The following is a 16,108-nucleotide window of genomic DNA, read 5'->3' as shown; positions in this document are numbered from 1 at the left end:
CTACAATGAGCAAAGGATTAAGGAAAGATTAGGTTGGAAGAGTCCTGTCCAATACAGACTCTCGCAACAGGCTGCATAAAAAAGTAACGAGATGGCACAACCATCTCGTTACTAAGGTCTAACTTTTTGGGGTCACATCACCCGGCGGCGATCCGTTTTTTACTCTTTGTTCTGCGCTCTTCCCTCTACAAGGCAGGGAAATTATTCGTTTTCCACAGGAACACCCATGCTCTGTTCCAGCAATGCCGTATAGGTATTGTAATCGTACAGTGCCTGGATGTAGTTGTTCTTGGCGGTGGTCAGGGCAACCGATGCGTCCATGACATCGGTGTTGGTACCCACACCGGCCCGATACCGCAGCTGTGCAATACGGTAATCTTCTTCTGCCTGGGCCACGGCCACTTCCGTGGTCTTGATCCGCTTTTCAGCTTCCCGCATGCTCAGGTAGTTGGTCCGTACAGCCAGCCGGACCTGATCACTGATCTGCCGGTAGCTTTCCTGGGCCTTCACGATGTTGGCCTTGGCTTCCCGCAGTCTGGCGGCATTCACACCATAATCCCAGATATTCTGATTCACGGTAACCCCAACGGTCCATTGGTTCCGATGCTGGCCAGGGAATGTATCATTCAGCCAGCCATTGGAAGCAGCCAGGTTCACCTGCGGCAAGCTATAAGAATTGGCGATTTTTTTTGCAGCTTCACTCATCCCTACAGAAGCTTCCGCCTGGTGGATTTCCGGGCGGTTGGCCATGGCGTAGGTCACGCAGTTGTCCAAGGTATAATCATTGGGCTTGTATTCCAGCCCCTGGCTCAGGTTCAGCTTCGTGGCAGTGGGAAGCCCGATGACGTTGTTCAAAGAGGAAACAGCCACTTCGTAGTTGTTTTCAGCCTGGGTCAGAGTCTGCTGGGCATTCACCAGTTCCACTTCAGACCGGAGCACGTCAGCCTTTGCCACCACGCCCACGGCGAACTGGGCCTGGGTATTCTTCAAATGTTCATTCAGCCGGTCCACGGTCTCTTTGTCCAGATTCACGGTATTGGCAGCCTGAAGCACATCGTAGTAGCCTTTTTCTGCATTGTACCGGGTGGTCTGATAGGAACTGCTCATCCCATACTGGTAGTAATCCAGATTCTTTTTGGCCTGTTCGATCTGGCCTTCCAGACGCCCGCCCGTATAGATGGGAACCGTGATATTGATATCATTCGTATGTTCATTCCCGATTGACTGTCTTCGATAGTTTTCCGTTCTCCCGCTGGTATGGGTAAAGTCGATGCTCCCCCAGCGGGATCCCTTGGCCTGGTCCAGTTCTGCTTTGGCGGCATCCAGTTCGGCGGCAGAAATCTTGACGCTGGAGTTGTTGTCCAGAGCCATGCGGACTGCCTTGCCCAGATCCAGGTTCACAGTGTCGGGGGTAGCGGCCCCAACTGTATGTAAGCTCATCGCGCTCAGGATGACAGCGCTCAAAATCATGCTTTTCGTATGAAAATGCTTCACGTTCAGACCCTCCTGTACATTCTGACTACCTAGTCAGCTTTTACTATTATAAACAGTAAAAAAAACAAAGTCAACCAAACACTTTCCAAACTGTGCCTCAGAACCGCGCCCGCAGTCCCAGATAGGTGGTATCCACCCCGTTATCCAACACATCCATGCTCTCTCCGATCAGAGACAGTCTGGGGGTAAAGGCGTATTCCGCACCCACCTTCAGCTTGGCATCGTTGAAATCATAGAAATCGGTAAACAGCTTCAGTTTTGGGGAAAGGATCCAGTCGGCCCCTACGCCAAACTCACCTTCCATGACACCGGCCCGGCCCCAGATGTATTTGTTCAGCTTCCTGTTATAGTGGAAGTCCAGCTTGTCCCGGTCGCCGATATCGGACACGCCCAGGTAGGCATAGGAATCATCTTTCAGGGGCAGTCTGGCACCCATATCGGTCCGCCATTTTCCCTTTTTGTCATTGTAGAGTACATCGGCCTGCAGCTGGGCATCGGTGACCACCCCCAGGATTTTATCCGCTTTTACGGAAGTGGATTTGGCATGGGAGATGGTCTCCTTCAGGTCCTGTTGGGTCTGGGGATCGGTGACCACATTCTGCAGGGCTTCCGCCGTGCTTTGGATTTTCTTGCTGGCGTCAGCCATATTGGCGGCCATGGCAGCCACATTCCGGCCGGTATCTCCGTCTGCATCTGCTTTATCCATGATATTGTTCATATGAACGGACATTTCTTTCATCTGTCTTACCATCGTATGGATGTCGCCCTGGTTCTGCTGGGCCATGGTGGCCAGGGCTTTGGTGAAGTCATTCATGTTCTTGGCCACTTCCCCTGTCTGGACAAAACCCTGGCGCATGGATTTCTGTACATCCTTGTCGCCGAACACATTGGCGAAAGCATCCACCACCACATCCAGCTTGTCCAGTACCTTGCCGGAGGAATCCATAAGCTTGCCAATCCCCCCTGCCTGCTGGCCGGTAATGGTTTCACCGGGCTTGAAAGTCAGGCCGGTAGCAATCTGGGGCGGCGTAATAGAAACGAACTTGCTGCCCATGACTCCGTCAGATCCGATGCTGAACTGGGAGTTGCGGGGGATTTTCTGCTTTTCGTCCATCTTCATGACCACTTTCACCTTGGAGCCATCCACCAGGATGTCCTGCACCTTGCCCACGGGTACCCCGGCAAACCTGACCTCGTTTCCTGTTTTCAGGCCGTCCACATCGTTGAACATCACGTTGAGCTTATAGGTACGGCCGGTGAAACTGAAGACCCCCAGAAAGGTCAGCATCAGGGCCAGGATCACGAAACCGCCCAAGGTGACGGCACCGACTTTGACTTCATCAGTTTTCATGCTCTTGCTCCTTGTCTTCCAGAATATCACTGCGCAGGAACGCCCGTACCAGGGGTTCCCGGGTATGTCTCGCTTCGTCCACAGTGCCAGAAAATACAATCCGGCCCTTGCTGAGCATCAGGATCCGGTCGGCACACAGGAAAGCCGATGCCATGTCATGGGTGACCAGCACTCCTGTAATGCCCAGTTTCTTTTTCGTATCCAGGATCAGCTGGCTGATATTGGTAGCCATGATGGGGTCCAGCCCGGCCGTAGGTTCATCGTACAGAATGATGTCCGGTTTCAGGGCCAGGGCCCGAGCCAGTCCCACCCGCTTCTGCATGCCTCCGGACAGCTGGGCCGGATACACATGCTCGTTGCCGGAAAGGCCCACCGCATCCAGAAGCCCGGCAACCCGTTCCTGGATATCGGCTTCGGCCATACGGGTGTGCTGCCGCAGTCCGAAAGCCACATTCTCGCCCACATCCAGGAAATCGAACAGGGCGGAATACTGGAACACCATGCCCATGTGCTGGCGCAGCTGGTTCCATTGGTCTTCTGTATATTTCTCCACTGCGTGACCCTGGATGAGGATGGAGCCTCCCTGGGGCTTCAGCAGTCCGATGAGCAGCTTCAACACGGTACTCTTGCCGGTACCGCTGGGCCCGATCACCGCCAGGGTCTCTCCCTTCCTGACCTGGAAGCTCACATGGTCCAGCACCACCTTGGGGCCGAAGGCCATTTCCACGCCGCGGAATTCAATGACAGGTTCTTGCATCTCAGCCTCCATGGACATACAGGATGATGGACAGGAAATAGTTGGCAATGAAGATCAGGATGATGGACATCACCACGGATTTCGTAGTAGCCAGGCCCACGCCTTCAGCACCCTGAGTGGCCGTGAGTCCCCGGAAGCAGCCGATGGTGGCAATGAGGGCACCGAACACGGCCCCCTTGATCAGCCCGCCGATGATATCCCAGGGTTCGATGAAACTCCGGATGCTTTCCATAAACATGTGGGAATTGATGCCGGCGTAGTTTTCTGCCACGAACCAGCCGCCCACATCTCCCACCAGGTTTGCATATACCACCAGGACCGGCATCATGAGGACGATAGCCAGCAGGCGGGGAGCCACCAGATATTGTACGGGACTGGCAGCCATGACCCGCAGGGCATCGATCTGCTCTGTGACCTTCATGGTACCCAATTCCGCGGCGATAGCGGCGCCGATCCGTCCGGCCACCACCACACCGGTCAGGATGGGGGCCAGTTCCCGGCCCATGGCAATAGCCACGATACCGCCCACGGAATCCGCCGCCCCGAAACGGACGAATTCCTTGGCAGTCTGTACGCTCATGACCATGCCGGTGCACAGGATGGTCATACTGACAATGGGCAGCGAATCCGCTCCCAGTTTGGCCATCTGGCGCAAGACTTCCCGGCGATCCGCTCCTCTGGCAGCCCTGCAGGCTTCCAGGAACAGATTCATGATGCGGCCCACCCGGGCGCACAGGTCCACCAGGGAATGGCCCACCCAGCGGCACAGGTCTCGGAGTCCCATAAAACGTCCATCCTTTCCTTCAATCTGAAATCATTACAGCCTATTATACCCCATAACCATGAAAATTTCCTGTAGAATATGAAAAAAGGAGCTGCGAAATCATCCACAGCCCCTGCTCTATTTTTACCATCATCATTTCTAACGGCTCTTTACATTGACCGCAATATTCGTTTCTCCGGTGATGATGAAATCCATGGGGAATTTCTGTTTGAACCTGCTGCCTTTGAGCAGGCCGGTGATGGCGTTGCTCATACTGGCAGCGCCGGCACTGTTTCCGGCGGCATTGCCGCGCCGATAGCCGCTGCGGCCGGCAGCACTGCTGGCGTATCCGGGCATCAGGTCCACCACCACTTCGTTGTTGGCATCCATTTCATTGAATTCCGTGAGGAAATCCTTGAACTGGCGCTGGCCGGACTGCAGCATGGACGTATCATCCTCGCTGCCATCCGTCCCGTCTCCATCGGTGGTATTGGTATTCCTGCCGCTGTTTCGTTTGGACAGGGCCTTGCTGATCCAGGTGGTGGCATTGCCGCTGCGGACGATCAGGTTCATGGGCCCCACAGGCTGCTTGTCCGGCACCCTGAAGTTGATGGTGCGAGTAATCTCATCGGCCCGGTAGGGCTTGAAAGTCAGCGTGATGGGCAGCACCCCGCCCTGGGTAACGGTGGAAGGTGCACTGGCTCCCAGCATTTCTGCCACTTCACAGTTGGAGGTGGTCTCCACATCCACATTGATGTCCTGGATGGTCACTTTGTCGAACCGGTTGTTCATGAGCATATCCGTAGCCACGTTCAGTTCCGAATCAGTAAGCTTGCCCAGATCGCTGGCACTGTAGAACATGTTCTCCCGGCGCAGACGGATGGGGCCTTCCTTTTCCCCGTTGGCTGTAATGGTGAAGCGGATCCGGCTGGACCCGGCCCCCTTCCGGTCTTTGGCCATGCTTACCGTATTGTAGGTGACTCCATCCACCAGGGTGGGTACCAGGTCTTCATCGGTAATCAGCTGTACATTGCTGCTTCTGTGGACGCCCCGGTCCTTATCCGTCACGGATACGTACATGGGAATGATGGGTGCACTTTCGCCTTCTTTCCCAGCGATGCCGCTGAGCCGGTCCTGGCTGATGCGGCCCAATGTTTTTCCCAGGGAACCCACTTTGAAAGCGCTCTGGATGTTGGGCACAGAAGCGTAAATCCAGGCATTGGTCATGAAATAATTGGAATCCCCGTGCTGCAGGAAGGGGTGGCCAAAGGCCAGTACCCGTCCTTCGTCATCAGTCCAGGTGACAGTACCGATGGCCCCGATGACCATATCGCCCCGTACCAGGGCTACTCCCACAGAGCTGCCCGGTTCCAGTTTCACATTGTCCAGTGCCGCATCCCCGCCCGGCACCGCATAGGATGTAAGTCCAAAGGATTTCAGTCCTTCATTCAGGTGAGCCACCCCGTCGGAGGTAAATCCGCTGACCATAAGCGGCGTACTCTTAGGCAGGAATACGGAAGGCCGGGGATCCGTTTCATCGAACAGCCGCAGCATTTCGTTGATAGGGGTCAGAAAACAGTAGTTGGGGTCGGAAAAGGCCTGCCCATAGGCCACAGCCCCGGCCAGCCGGCCGTCGATATATACCGGACTGCCGCTCATGCCCTGGGCAATGCCGCCGCTTTCTTTCAAGAGCGGACCGGAGGCCTTGATCAGGATGTTGTAACCGCCAGTTTCCGTACCGGTGACCCCAAGGATTTCCACATCAAAGGTCTGGATGTCCGCTCCCCGGATCACCGTCTTGCCATACCCCTTCATCCCCGGTTTCAGTTCTTCCACCGCAATGGTAGGAGTAACGGCCAGTGCCAGGGAAGCCATTGCCAGAACGCATCCAAGAGCCAGTGCCAGGATGCGTTTCCACTTGAAACAGTGCATATTTCCTCCTATAAAAGAGGGCTGTCGCCTGAAGTGACAGCCCTTTTTGCTTCTCTCTTTACGGTTCGATCTGGGCAACGACCTGATCAGCCGCGATCATACTGCCCGGAGAAACTTCCACAGACACCACTTTGCCGCCGCAGTTGGCACGGGCAGCCGGTGCCGTTCCCGCCAGGGTCTTCACAGTCACCAGTACAGCTCCTTCCGAAACCTGGCTGCCCACGGAAACCGTAGAAACCACCGTACCGGAAAGGCTGCTCTTCTGCGGCTGTACCCCGGCCGCCTGGGCCACGCCCAGGGCCAGTAACACCATCAGCAAGGCTGCTGCCCATATTTTTCTATTTTTCAGGATTTTGTGTAACATGATCAGCACCTCTTTTCCATCGTTTGTTTATTATATACCGAAGTCAAGGAGGGATGCAAGAGGGTGCCTTACTTCCGGAATACTCCCAAGGCTACGCGGACAGGCCGTTCACTGCCATCGCTGGGGTCGTTCATGATCCTGCCATTCACCACCATCTCACTGGAACCGCCCCCATCGAAGTTCATGGCCCTGTCGGCACCCAGGCTGACAAAATACCGGGCGAACTCATTCAGGGTGAATCCGGCGCTGTCGTCGCTGCGGCCATCGGCCACCACAATGAGTACGGTGCCGTCCTTTTTGATGCCCACGCCGGTCCGGGGCGCCCGTCCGTCAGCAATATCGGAAGCGATTTCCTCCTCATCACTGGTCACGGCCACCTGTCCGTCCCGCACCAGCTGAGGACCTGCAGACCCAACGGATACCGCGCTGTCGGCCGCTGTATTGCCCAGTGTCTGGCGGATGGTCACCCGGTCACCCCGGCGCAAGCCATTCAGGAAAGCTGCTGCCGTGCCGTTGCCGGACAAGACAGTACTGCCGGCAGTAAGAGGCATGCTGCCCGTTCTGCTGATATCGCTGACCACTCCGTTCACCAGCTTCACTTCCGTACCATAGCTGTTGGTGTCAGTCGTATCGTCATACCCGTCATTGAACAGGATCAGCTCATTTTCCAGCCGCATCCGGTCCACACCGGTAATGGCAAAGCTCCTGCCGTCAGGACGTGTCACGGTGCCGCTGTAGGAAAGGCCCGGCTGGATGGAGGGAATACTCCCTCTGGGAATGACCAGTCCCGTGCGGGGTGTGGTTTCCATACCCAGCCATTTGCCCTGGATTTTCAGGTTACCCACCACCCAGATGTCACTGTCGAAGTAGGAGGCATTCACCAGGGCTACCGCCCCGGACCGTTTCTGGATCATGGACAGAGTGCCCCGCTGGATGGTTTTGCCGTAGCCGGGAATGAAATCCAGTCTGAACTCGCTGGAAGGAGCCAAAATCAGGGTATAGGTCTTCACCTGGCCGGCGCCGTAGTTCACCCGGCCTGCCTTGTACGTGAGCCCTTTGCCCAGCCACTGGCCAGAACTGGAAGGTTTCCGGACCGCACTGCCGGCGGTGCCGGACCGAGGGAAATCCACTACCAGCCGCTGGGGATTCTTCAGCAGGAACACCTTGTAGGCCGGTACCGTTTTGCGGAACACCACCACCAGACGGCTGCCGCTGCCGGAAGGTTCCAGGGTAGCTTTCTGGATCCGGGGATCCCGCAGCCGTATCATTTCTGTCCGGGCTGCCTTGCCCTTCAGATTGATGATCAGCTGATTGCCAACCACCCGGCTGGTATAAGCCACCGGTTCATCCAGGTTCATGACCACCCGGGCCCGCTCCGATGTTACCCCACCCCGAAGCTGGTTCACACGGGCCGCCTGAGCCCCAGGCAGACCGGCTGTAAACAGCATCCCGGCCAGCAGGAAACGAGAAATCCATTTGCGATACAATTGTTGCACGATGAAACTCCTTTTCCAAATAAAATAGAGGTGTGAAGTATTCACACCCCTTCATGCTATTTTCTTTCCATCAAATCCAACAGGGCCGGATCATCCAGCGCCATGCCAGCACCCCTGGCCACACATTCCAGGGGATTGGGCGCCACCCGGGTCCGTACATGGGTCCCGTTCTGGATGCATTCATCCAGCCCTTCCAGCAGGCTGCCGCCCCCGGTAAGGACGATACCCGTATCCAGCAGATCCGCCGCCAGTTCCGGCGGTGTCTTTTCCAGTACGCCGTGCAGACAGGCAAGCAGGGAAACCACCGGTTCCTCCAGCCCCTGCCGCAGTTCCTGGGCTCCCAGGCGCACCGTGGTAGGCAGGCCCGTGATGGTATCCCGCCCCCGGATGATCCGGTTGCTCCGACGGCCGTGGGTACTCACCGTGCCGATGTCCAGTTTGATTTCCTCTGTCTGGCTGTTTTCCACCTGCAGATGGAGATGGTCCTTCAGGAACCGGTCCAGAGCCGCATTGAACGACTCTCCGCCCATCCGGAGGGATGCAGAATGGATGATCCGCCCCATGCTCAGCAGCGCCACACTGGTAATCCCGCTGCCGATGTTCATCACCAGGTGCCCTTTGGGTTCCTGGATGGGAAGCCCGGCCCCCAGTGCTGCTGCCACCGGTTCCTCGATCAGATACGTTTTCGCGGCTCCCGCCAGGAGCGCCGCTTCTGTCACAGCCCGACGCTCCACACCGGTAACCCCGGTGGGCACGCAGAGCATAACTCTCGGCTTGAAGAACAGGTTCTTCCCCACAACCCGGTCCAGGATTGTTTCCAGCAGGCCTACAGCCCCATCGAAATCAGCGATGACCCCGTTTTCCAGGGGCCAGATTACTTCCCACTGACCCTTGCCGGCCATTTCCCTGGCCTTGGAGCCGATGGCTCCCACCTTGCCGGTATTGGGGTCCACAGCCACCACGGAAGGTTCCTGGAGCAGGATGCCCCGGTTCTTCATGAATACCCTTGTGGTAGTAGTCCCCATATCGATGCCTACATCCACCGGGTTGAACAGCCGGGAAAACAAGCTTCTCTTTTCCGTCCGTTTCATGGTATCAGCCGATCCGCTTGATATCGGCTCCCAGACCGGTCAGTTTGGTTACCAGATTTTCATAACCCCGGTCGATATGGTAGATATCGGTGATTTCCGTACTGCCGTCGGCTACCAGTCCTGCCAGGACCATGGCTGCACCGGCCCGCAGATCCGTTGCCCGTACCTGGCACCCGTACAGCTTGGGCACCCCTTCCACGATGGCCGCCCGGCCGCCGCTTGTCCGGATGTTGGCCCCCATGCGCAGCAGTTCATCCACATGCATGAACCGGTTCTCGAACACGGTTTCCAGTACGGAACTCTGGCCTTTGGAAATGCACATCATAGCCATGACCTGGGCCTGCATATCCGTAGGGAACCCGGGATAGGGCAGGGTCTTGATGGTGATGGCCTTCAACTGTTCCGGCCCCACCACGTGGACGGAGTTGATTCCCTCCTCCACCGTGGCACCGGCTTCCCGCAGTTTGGCGATCAGGGGTTTCATATGTTCGCACAGCACATTTTCCACCATGATATCCCCGTGGGTCATGGCACCCGCCACCATATAAGTCCCGGCTTCGATCCGGTCGGGGATGACCGTATGTTCCCCGCCTTTCATGCTTTCCACACCGTCAATGCGGATGGTAGTGGTACCAGCTCCCCGGACCTTGCCGCCCATCACGTTGATGTAGTTGGCCAGGTCCACGATTTCCGGTTCCTCTGCCGCATTTTCAATGATGGTTGTCCCCTTGGCCATGGAAGCCGCCATCATCAGGTTTTCCGTTGCTCCTACGCTGGGAAAATCCAGATAGATGGTCGTACCGGTCAGGCCATGGGGAGCAAAGGCTTCGATATAGCCATGGCCCTGCTCGATGGTGGCACCCAAGGCTTCGAAGCCTTTCAAATGGATGTCGATGGGACGAGTCCCGATAGCACATCCCCCAGGCAAAGAAATCTTGGCCCGGCCAATCCGCGCCAGCAAGGAGCCCATAACCAGGAACGAGGCCCGCATGGTGCTTACCAGCTCATAGGGAGCTTCCCAGCCGGTCACCTGCCTGCTGTCGATTTTCAATGCATGTGGCTGGGAATGATCCACTTTCAGTCCCAGACATTCCAGCACCTTGCAGATGGTGCTCACATCCTCCAGTTCCGGTACTTCCAGAATGGTACTTCCTTCCGTCCCCAATACAGAAGCTGCAATAATGGGCAATACTGCATTTTTGGCCCCGCTGACCCGAACAGTCCCCTGCAGCCGATGACCACCCTTTACCACCAGTTTCTCCACGCCTGATTCCACACCTTTCTTTTCTAGAAGAGAAGCAATGCTTCCCCTTCCCTCGTCATAATTTCGAATGGATACCCCATTGTTTTTTGTGTCGTTGCTGCTGTTCAATCAATGCATGATCCAGGGCCAGCCGCATTTCGTGCTTTTCCCGGTAATTCTTTGCCCGGGCAGCAGCTGCCCCGGCCGGATCGTCTTTTGCTTTTTTTCGTTGGGCGATTTCCCATTCCATCCTGGCTTTTTCTGCCTTCTGACGCCGTTTCCGGGATTCCTCCCGGGCTTTGGCTTCTCTCTCCTGCCGGGGCGTCAGTTTCCGCTCATAAAGAAACTGAGCCCTGCGGATCAAATAAAGCGGAACAACCAGGGGCATCAGTAAAAATGTCCCCACTACCCACAGATTCTTATGCTTCATCCCAATGCTGTGGCTGTCCAGGAAAATTACCCAGGTCACCAGGCAGCATACCACCAAAAACACCATGTTGGACAATCCGTATGGCACCCCCTCTATGTCTACGGTACTTCCAATCCAATGCCAATTTTGATAACCAGATTATTATACCATATTACGCAATGAATACCATAGGGGAAAAAAGATGGAATGGGCACAGCAAAAAAGAAGTGCCGCCAGGGCGACACTTCCTTCTTAAAACCGTCTTGTGTGGGTCCGCAGCCGGTCCGCCAGGATGTTGTAATAGACCTGCTTTTCCTGAATGGTCTTTTTGAGATTGCGGATCTGTTCTTCCGTCTTTGCTTCTTCCAATCGTTCTTCCAGTTCGACCAGTTCCAGGCGCAGCTGCCCCATCTTACTGGCCGCCATCTTACTGATAAAGTCCACAGCGGAGCCCCCTCTCTACCTGCTGCAATGACCTTACTCCCTCTGCCCCCGATTATTCTCCCAGAGTATAGGGTGCTACCTTCCCCACCAGGGAAGCTGTCTTCAGACGAGCTTCGGCACGACGCAGGATTTTTTCCGTATGTTCGATATCGGTCAGATTGTCGGGATGGTCCAGCCGGGCCTGGGCTTCTGCCCGGACCTGCTCATATTTTGCCACATCGATTTTCTCTGCCCGTTCCGCCCGGGGGGTCAGGATGATGACCTTGTTTTCCTTTACTTCCGCAAAGCCGCCTTCCACATAGACCAGGATTACATGGTGGTCCTGATCCTGCAGCTTCAGAGTCCCTTCCCCCAAAACAGCAAGCATGGGACCATGGTTGGCCAGAATGCCGATTCCCCCATTTACTGTATTCAACAAGACATAGGAAATATCCTTCCTTTTCACCAAAAGTTTTTCCGGTGTAAGGACTTCCAGACTCATTACGTTGGCCATAGTCTCATTCGCCCTTCAGTTTCTTGCCCTTGGCCACTGCTTCATCGATACTGCCCACCATATAAAAGGCATTTTCCGGCAGATCATCGTGCTTGCCTTCCAGGATTTCCTTAAAGCCCCGGATGGTTTCGGCCAAGGGGACATATCTCCCTTCCTGGCCGGTGAACTGCTGGGCCACGAAGAAGGGCTGGCTCAGGAACCGCTGTACTTTCCGTGCTCTGGATACAGTGAGTTTATCCTCTTCGTTCAATTCTTCCATACCCAGGATGGCGATAATATCCTGCAGTTCCTTATACCGCTGCAGGATTTTCTGCACCCCACGGGCCACTTCATAATGTTCCTTCCCGATTACCAGGGGATCCAGGATCCGGCTGGTGGAAGCCAGGGGGTCCACGGCCGGGTAAATCCCCAGTTCCACGATTTCACGGGAAAGCACCGTCGTTGCATCCAAATGGGCAAAGGTGGCAGCCGGCGCCGGGTCGGTCAAGTCATCGGCAGGCACGTATACGGCCTGCACTGAAGTGATGGACCCGTTCCGAGTGGAAGTGATCCGCTCTTCCAAAGCGCCCATTTCGTTAGCCAGGGTGGGCTGATACCCTACGGCTGAAGGCATACGCCCCAGCAGAGCGGACACTTCGGATCCGGCCTGGATGAACCGGAAGATGTTATCGATGAACAGGAGTACATCCTGTCCGGCTACATCCCGAAAGTATTCTGCCATGGTCAGACCGGTGAGGCCAACCCGCATACGGGCTCCCGGGGGTTCATTCATCTGTCCGTATACCAGGGCTGTCTTGTCGATGACCCCGGATTCCTTCATTTCTCCCCACAGATCGTTCCCTTCACGAGTCCGTTCCCCTACGCCGGAGAATACGGAATAGCCCCCGTGATTGGTGGCAATGTTGTGGATCAGTTCCATAATCAGCACGGTCTTGCCCACGCCGGCACCGCCGAACAGCCCGATTTTGCCGCCCTGGGCATAGGGGGCAATCAAATCCACGACTTTGATGCCCGTTTCCATGATTTTGGTTTCCGTAGACTGGTCAGCCAGAGCCGGTGCCGGACGATGGATGGGCCAGTAATCGGACGCCTGCACGGGCGTGGGGTCATCGTCCACAGTTTCGCCCAATACGTTGAACACCCGTCCCAGACACCCTTTCCCCACCGGCACCATGATGGGCTTGCCCGTATCCACGGCTTCCATGTTCCGGGTCAGCCCGTCAGTGGAACTCATGGCTACGGCACGGACCATATCACTGCCAATATGCTGCACCACTTCTGCCGTCAGATCCACATGGATGTTTTTCGCAGCCTGGGCATCGATGTGAATGGCATTATAGATAGCCGGCAGCTGTTTATCCGGGAACCGGATATCGATGACCGGGCCCATGACCTGGACCACGTGGCCGATATGACCTCTTGCTTTGGCAGAGAGCCGGGCCACCACCTGATCGATTCGTTTCTTTTCTTCTTGCGACACGTTTGTGCCCCCTTATTTCAAAGCTTCAGCACCGCTGACAATTTCGTTAATTTCCGTCGTGATGCTGGCCTGTCTCACTTTCTGGTAATACACCTGCAGTTTTCCCAGGAGGTTCTGGGCGTTGTCCGTGGCTGTGCTCATGGCGGTCATCCGGGAAGCCAGCTCACAGGCTGAACTCTGGATGAGGGCCGTGAAAATCTGGCTGCGCAGATAATACTTGGCCAGATAGGGCAGCATTTCCGCCGGTTCCGGCTCGAAGATCAGGGTGGGATAATCCGTAGGATCATCCGTTTCCCAGACTTCCTCTGCCTGCACTTCCAGATTGTCCTTGGCCTTGGGCTGTACCGGCAGGATGGATACGGTCTTGGGGATCTGCACCATGGCGGATTTGAAGTAGGTATAGATGATATCCACTTCATCTACCTCTCCATGGACGAACATGGACTCCACGTAATCGGCGATTTCTTCCGCCGCCTCGAACGTTGGCTTTTCCGAAAAGCCCATCCAGCTCTTTTCGATATGGTAGCCCCAGTGATCCAGACCGATCCGCACCTGCTTGCCCACGGCCAAAAGAGGAGAATCCTCTTTCCCCCGCAGTTCCACACCGGTGTATTTCACCACGTTATTGTTATAAGGCCCGGCCAGGCCCTTGTCAGACCCCATGACGATATAAGCGGTCCTGTATACAGGCCGTTTTTCCAACAGCGGATTCTTCTTCAGGTCCAGATGGGCCATGACAGAAGGATCGCTGACGGCTTCCTGCAGGATTTCCCGCAGTTTGTCGGCATAAGGCAGGCTGGCTTCAGCCCGCTGCTGAGCCTGGTGCATCCGGGCAGATGCCACCATCTGCATGGCCCCGGTGATTTTACTGATACTGCCCACCGTTTTCATATGGGCACGGATCCCGCTGGTATTGGCCATCTCGCTCACCCGCCTTTATGCCTGTGCGCCGCCGGGCGCAAACAGCTTGCCAAAGTCATCCAGTGCTTCATCCAGCTGCTGTTTGATCGGATCCGTCAGTTTCTGCTCTTTTTCCAGAGATGTGAGGAGGATGGAACAATGGGTATCCATGTAGTTCAGCATCTCATGGGCGTACCGGGTCACATCGGCCACGGGCACATCGTCCACAAAACCGTTGTTCACCGCATACAGGGAAATGACTTCCTGTGCCATAGAAAGAGGCTGATACTGCCCCTGCTTCAGCATTTCCGTCACCCGGGCACCCCGTTCCAGCTGGGCCCTGGTCTCTTTGTCCAGATCGGACCCGAACTGGGCGAAAGCCGCCAGTTCACGGTACTGGGCCAGAGCCAGACGGAGCGTCCCGGCCACACTCTTCATGGCCTTGGTCTGGGCTGCACCCCCGACACGAGACACGGACAGCCCGGAGTTCAGGGCCGGCCGTACACCGGAATTGAACAGGTCGGTTTCCAGATAGATCTGCCCATCGGTAATGGAAATCACGTTGGTAGGGATATACCCGCTCACGTCTCCGGCCTGGGTTTCAATGATAGGCAGCGCCGTCATGGAACCGCCGCCGTGCTTTTCATTCCGCCGGCAGGCACGTTCCAGCAGGCGGGAATGCAGATAGAATACATCCCCCGGATAAGCTTCCCGTCCGGGCGGCCGACGGAGCAGCAGACTCATGGCACGATACGCTACGGCATGCTTGCTCAGGTCATCATAAACAATCAGCACATCCTTGCCCTGATCCATGAAGTATTCGCCAACTGCAGCACCGGCATAGGGTGCCAGATACTGCAGAGGAGCCGTATCGGCAGCGGTGGCTGCCACGATCATGGTATAGCCGGCCGCACCATACTGTTCGAAGGTACGGGCCAGACGGGCCACCGAAGAAGCCTTCTGTCCGATGGCTACATAAATGCAGATCACACCCTTCCCCTTCTGGTTCAGGATGGTATCGATGGCGATGGCCGTCTTACCGGTCCCACGGTCACCGATAATCAGTTCTCTCTGGCCACGGCCAATGGGCACCAGAGCATCCACAGCCTTCAGCCCGGTCTGCAGAGGTACATCCACCGGCTGCCGGGCAGCAATGCCGGGGGCTTGATGTTCAATGGGATATTTGGTCCGGGTCTTGATGATGCCCTTCCCGTCCAAAGGCTGCCCCAGCGGATTGACAATCCGGCCCAGCATTTCTTCGCCCACAGGGATTTCCATGATCTCGCCTGTACGGCGGACCATATCCCCTTCCTTGATTTCCGTAGCGCCGCCCAGTAGTACGATACCCACTTCATTTTCCCGCAGGTTCTGCACCATGCCGTAGACGCCGTCGTGCAGTGCCACCAGCTCACCGCTCATGGCTCCGCCCAGTCCGCTGGCGGTGCAGATACCGTCGCCGACTTTCTCGACTACGCCGATTTCTTCCAGGTCCACCTGATCCTGGAATTTTTTCACGCCCTGGCTCAGGGCTTCCGTCATATTTTCCGGTTGTTCCAGATCCTGATCCTGGAGATGGATTTCCTTCATCAAGATATCCATTTTCTCCAGCTGGCGTTTCATGGTGGCATCGAAAATATGGTCTCCATACTGGACCAGTACACCACCCACCACATTGGGATCTACTTTCCGCTGACTGATTTGCACCTGTTTCTGAAATTTCTCCGTCAGCAGTTTTTCCAGCAGAGTGGCTTCCTCCGCTTCCAGAGGCCGGGCCGTCGTCACCGTGACAGGCAAAAGCTCCTGTCCGGCAAACAGGGCCTGGTCATCCTCTGTAAGGGTCACATGATCCAGGATCTGTTTCCACAGAGCTTCCTTGTTTTTACTATTCATC

The 16,108-nt window shown here is 56.0% G+C and carries 16 protein-coding genes; 1 reads left to right on the top strand and 15 read right to left on the bottom strand.

From position 1 onward, the window contains the following. A partial coding sequence (locus ACR0QW_RS05245) for an IS3 family transposase (protein ID WP_432642436.1) occupies window positions 1-79 on the top strand: 79 nt, incomplete at its 5' end. Window positions 80-201: 122 nt separating this feature from the next. Here the strand turns inward: ACR0QW_RS05245 and ACR0QW_RS05240 are convergent. The 15 genes from ACR0QW_RS05240 to atpA form a co-directional block, all read right to left on the bottom strand. Next, on the bottom strand, window positions 202-1,494 hold the full coding sequence (locus ACR0QW_RS05240; protein WP_432642657.1) for a TolC family protein: 1,293 nt from the start codon (window positions 1,492-1,494) through the stop codon (window positions 202-204). 97 nt (window positions 1,495-1,591) lie between these two features. After that, window positions 1,592-2,845, bottom strand: coding sequence for an MlaD family protein (locus tag ACR0QW_RS05235; RefSeq protein WP_432642656.1), 1,254 nt, complete (start codon window positions 2,843-2,845; stop codon window positions 1,592-1,594). Continuing rightward, window positions 2,835-3,602, bottom strand: a complete 768-nt coding sequence (locus ACR0QW_RS05230; RefSeq protein ID WP_432642655.1) for an ABC transporter ATP-binding protein — start codon at window positions 3,600-3,602, stop codon at window positions 2,835-2,837. The genes ACR0QW_RS05235 and ACR0QW_RS05230 overlap by 11 nt, the downstream gene beginning before the upstream one ends. A 1-nt stretch (window position 3,603) precedes the next feature. Next, window positions 3,604-4,386 (bottom strand): MlaE family ABC transporter permease, encoded by a 783-nt coding sequence (locus tag ACR0QW_RS05225; protein WP_432642654.1) that lies wholly within the window; start codon window positions 4,384-4,386, stop codon window positions 3,604-3,606. A gap of 138 nt (window positions 4,387-4,524) precedes the next feature. Beyond that, window positions 4,525-6,297 (bottom strand): SpoIVB peptidase S55 domain-containing protein, encoded by a 1,773-nt coding sequence (locus ACR0QW_RS05220; protein ID WP_432642653.1) that lies wholly within the window; start codon window positions 6,295-6,297, stop codon window positions 4,525-4,527. Window positions 6,298-6,355: 58 nt separating this feature from the next. Continuing rightward, window positions 6,356-6,661: a hypothetical protein gene (locus tag ACR0QW_RS05215; protein ID WP_432642652.1), complete on the bottom strand. Its 306-nt coding sequence runs from the start codon at window positions 6,659-6,661 to the stop codon at window positions 6,356-6,358. A gap of 68 nt (window positions 6,662-6,729) precedes the next feature. Continuing rightward, entirely contained in the window at window positions 6,730-8,157 is a 1,428-nt protein-coding gene (locus tag ACR0QW_RS05210; RefSeq protein WP_432642651.1) for a phosphodiester glycosidase family protein, read from the bottom strand. 56 nt (window positions 8,158-8,213) lie between these two features. Beyond that, entirely contained in the window at window positions 8,214-9,248 is a 1,035-nt protein-coding gene (locus ACR0QW_RS05205; protein WP_432642650.1) for a rod shape-determining protein, read from the bottom strand. A gap of 4 nt (window positions 9,249-9,252) precedes the next feature. Beyond that, window positions 9,253-10,512, bottom strand: coding sequence for a UDP-N-acetylglucosamine 1-carboxyvinyltransferase (gene murA, locus ACR0QW_RS05200; RefSeq protein WP_432642660.1), 1,260 nt, complete (start codon window positions 10,510-10,512; stop codon window positions 9,253-9,255). 55 nt (window positions 10,513-10,567) lie between these two features. Next, the gene (locus ACR0QW_RS05195) at window positions 10,568-10,996 is read right to left on the bottom strand and encodes a hypothetical protein (protein ID WP_432642649.1); all 429 of its coding nucleotides are present in this window, start codon (window positions 10,994-10,996) and stop codon (window positions 10,568-10,570) included. A gap of 156 nt (window positions 10,997-11,152) precedes the next feature. Further along, complete coding sequence (locus ACR0QW_RS05190) at window positions 11,153-11,344, bottom strand: hypothetical protein (protein ID WP_432642648.1); 192 nt, start codon at window positions 11,342-11,344, stop codon at window positions 11,153-11,155. Between the two features lie 52 nt (window positions 11,345-11,396). Further along, window positions 11,397-11,837, bottom strand: a complete 441-nt coding sequence (atpC, locus tag ACR0QW_RS05185) for an ATP synthase F1 subunit epsilon (protein WP_432642647.1) — start codon at window positions 11,835-11,837, stop codon at window positions 11,397-11,399. Window positions 11,838-11,841: 4 nt separating this feature from the next. Then, window positions 11,842-13,281, bottom strand: a complete 1,440-nt coding sequence (atpD, locus tag ACR0QW_RS05180) for a F0F1 ATP synthase subunit beta (RefSeq protein WP_432642659.1) — start codon at window positions 13,279-13,281, stop codon at window positions 11,842-11,844. Window positions 13,282-13,329: 48 nt separating this feature from the next. After that, window positions 13,330-14,238 carry an ATP synthase F1 subunit gamma gene (gene atpG, locus ACR0QW_RS05175; RefSeq protein ID WP_432642646.1) on the bottom strand — a complete coding sequence of 303 codons (909 nt, stop codon included), beginning with the start codon at window positions 14,236-14,238 and terminating at the stop codon, window positions 13,330-13,332. A gap of 15 nt (window positions 14,239-14,253) precedes the next feature. After that, window positions 14,254-16,107 carry a F0F1 ATP synthase subunit alpha gene (atpA, locus tag ACR0QW_RS05170; protein WP_432642645.1) on the bottom strand — a complete coding sequence of 618 codons (1,854 nt, stop codon included), beginning with the start codon at window positions 16,105-16,107 and terminating at the stop codon, window positions 14,254-14,256. Between the last annotated feature and the right edge of the window lies 1 nt (window position 16,108).

The organism is Acidaminococcus sp. (assembly GCF_050873445.1).
Lineage (GTDB): Bacteria > Bacillota > Negativicutes > Acidaminococcales > Acidaminococcaceae > Acidaminococcus.
The sequence above is the reverse complement of the archived record's forward strand: the minus strand, read 5'-3'. Positions and strand labels throughout refer to the sequence as shown.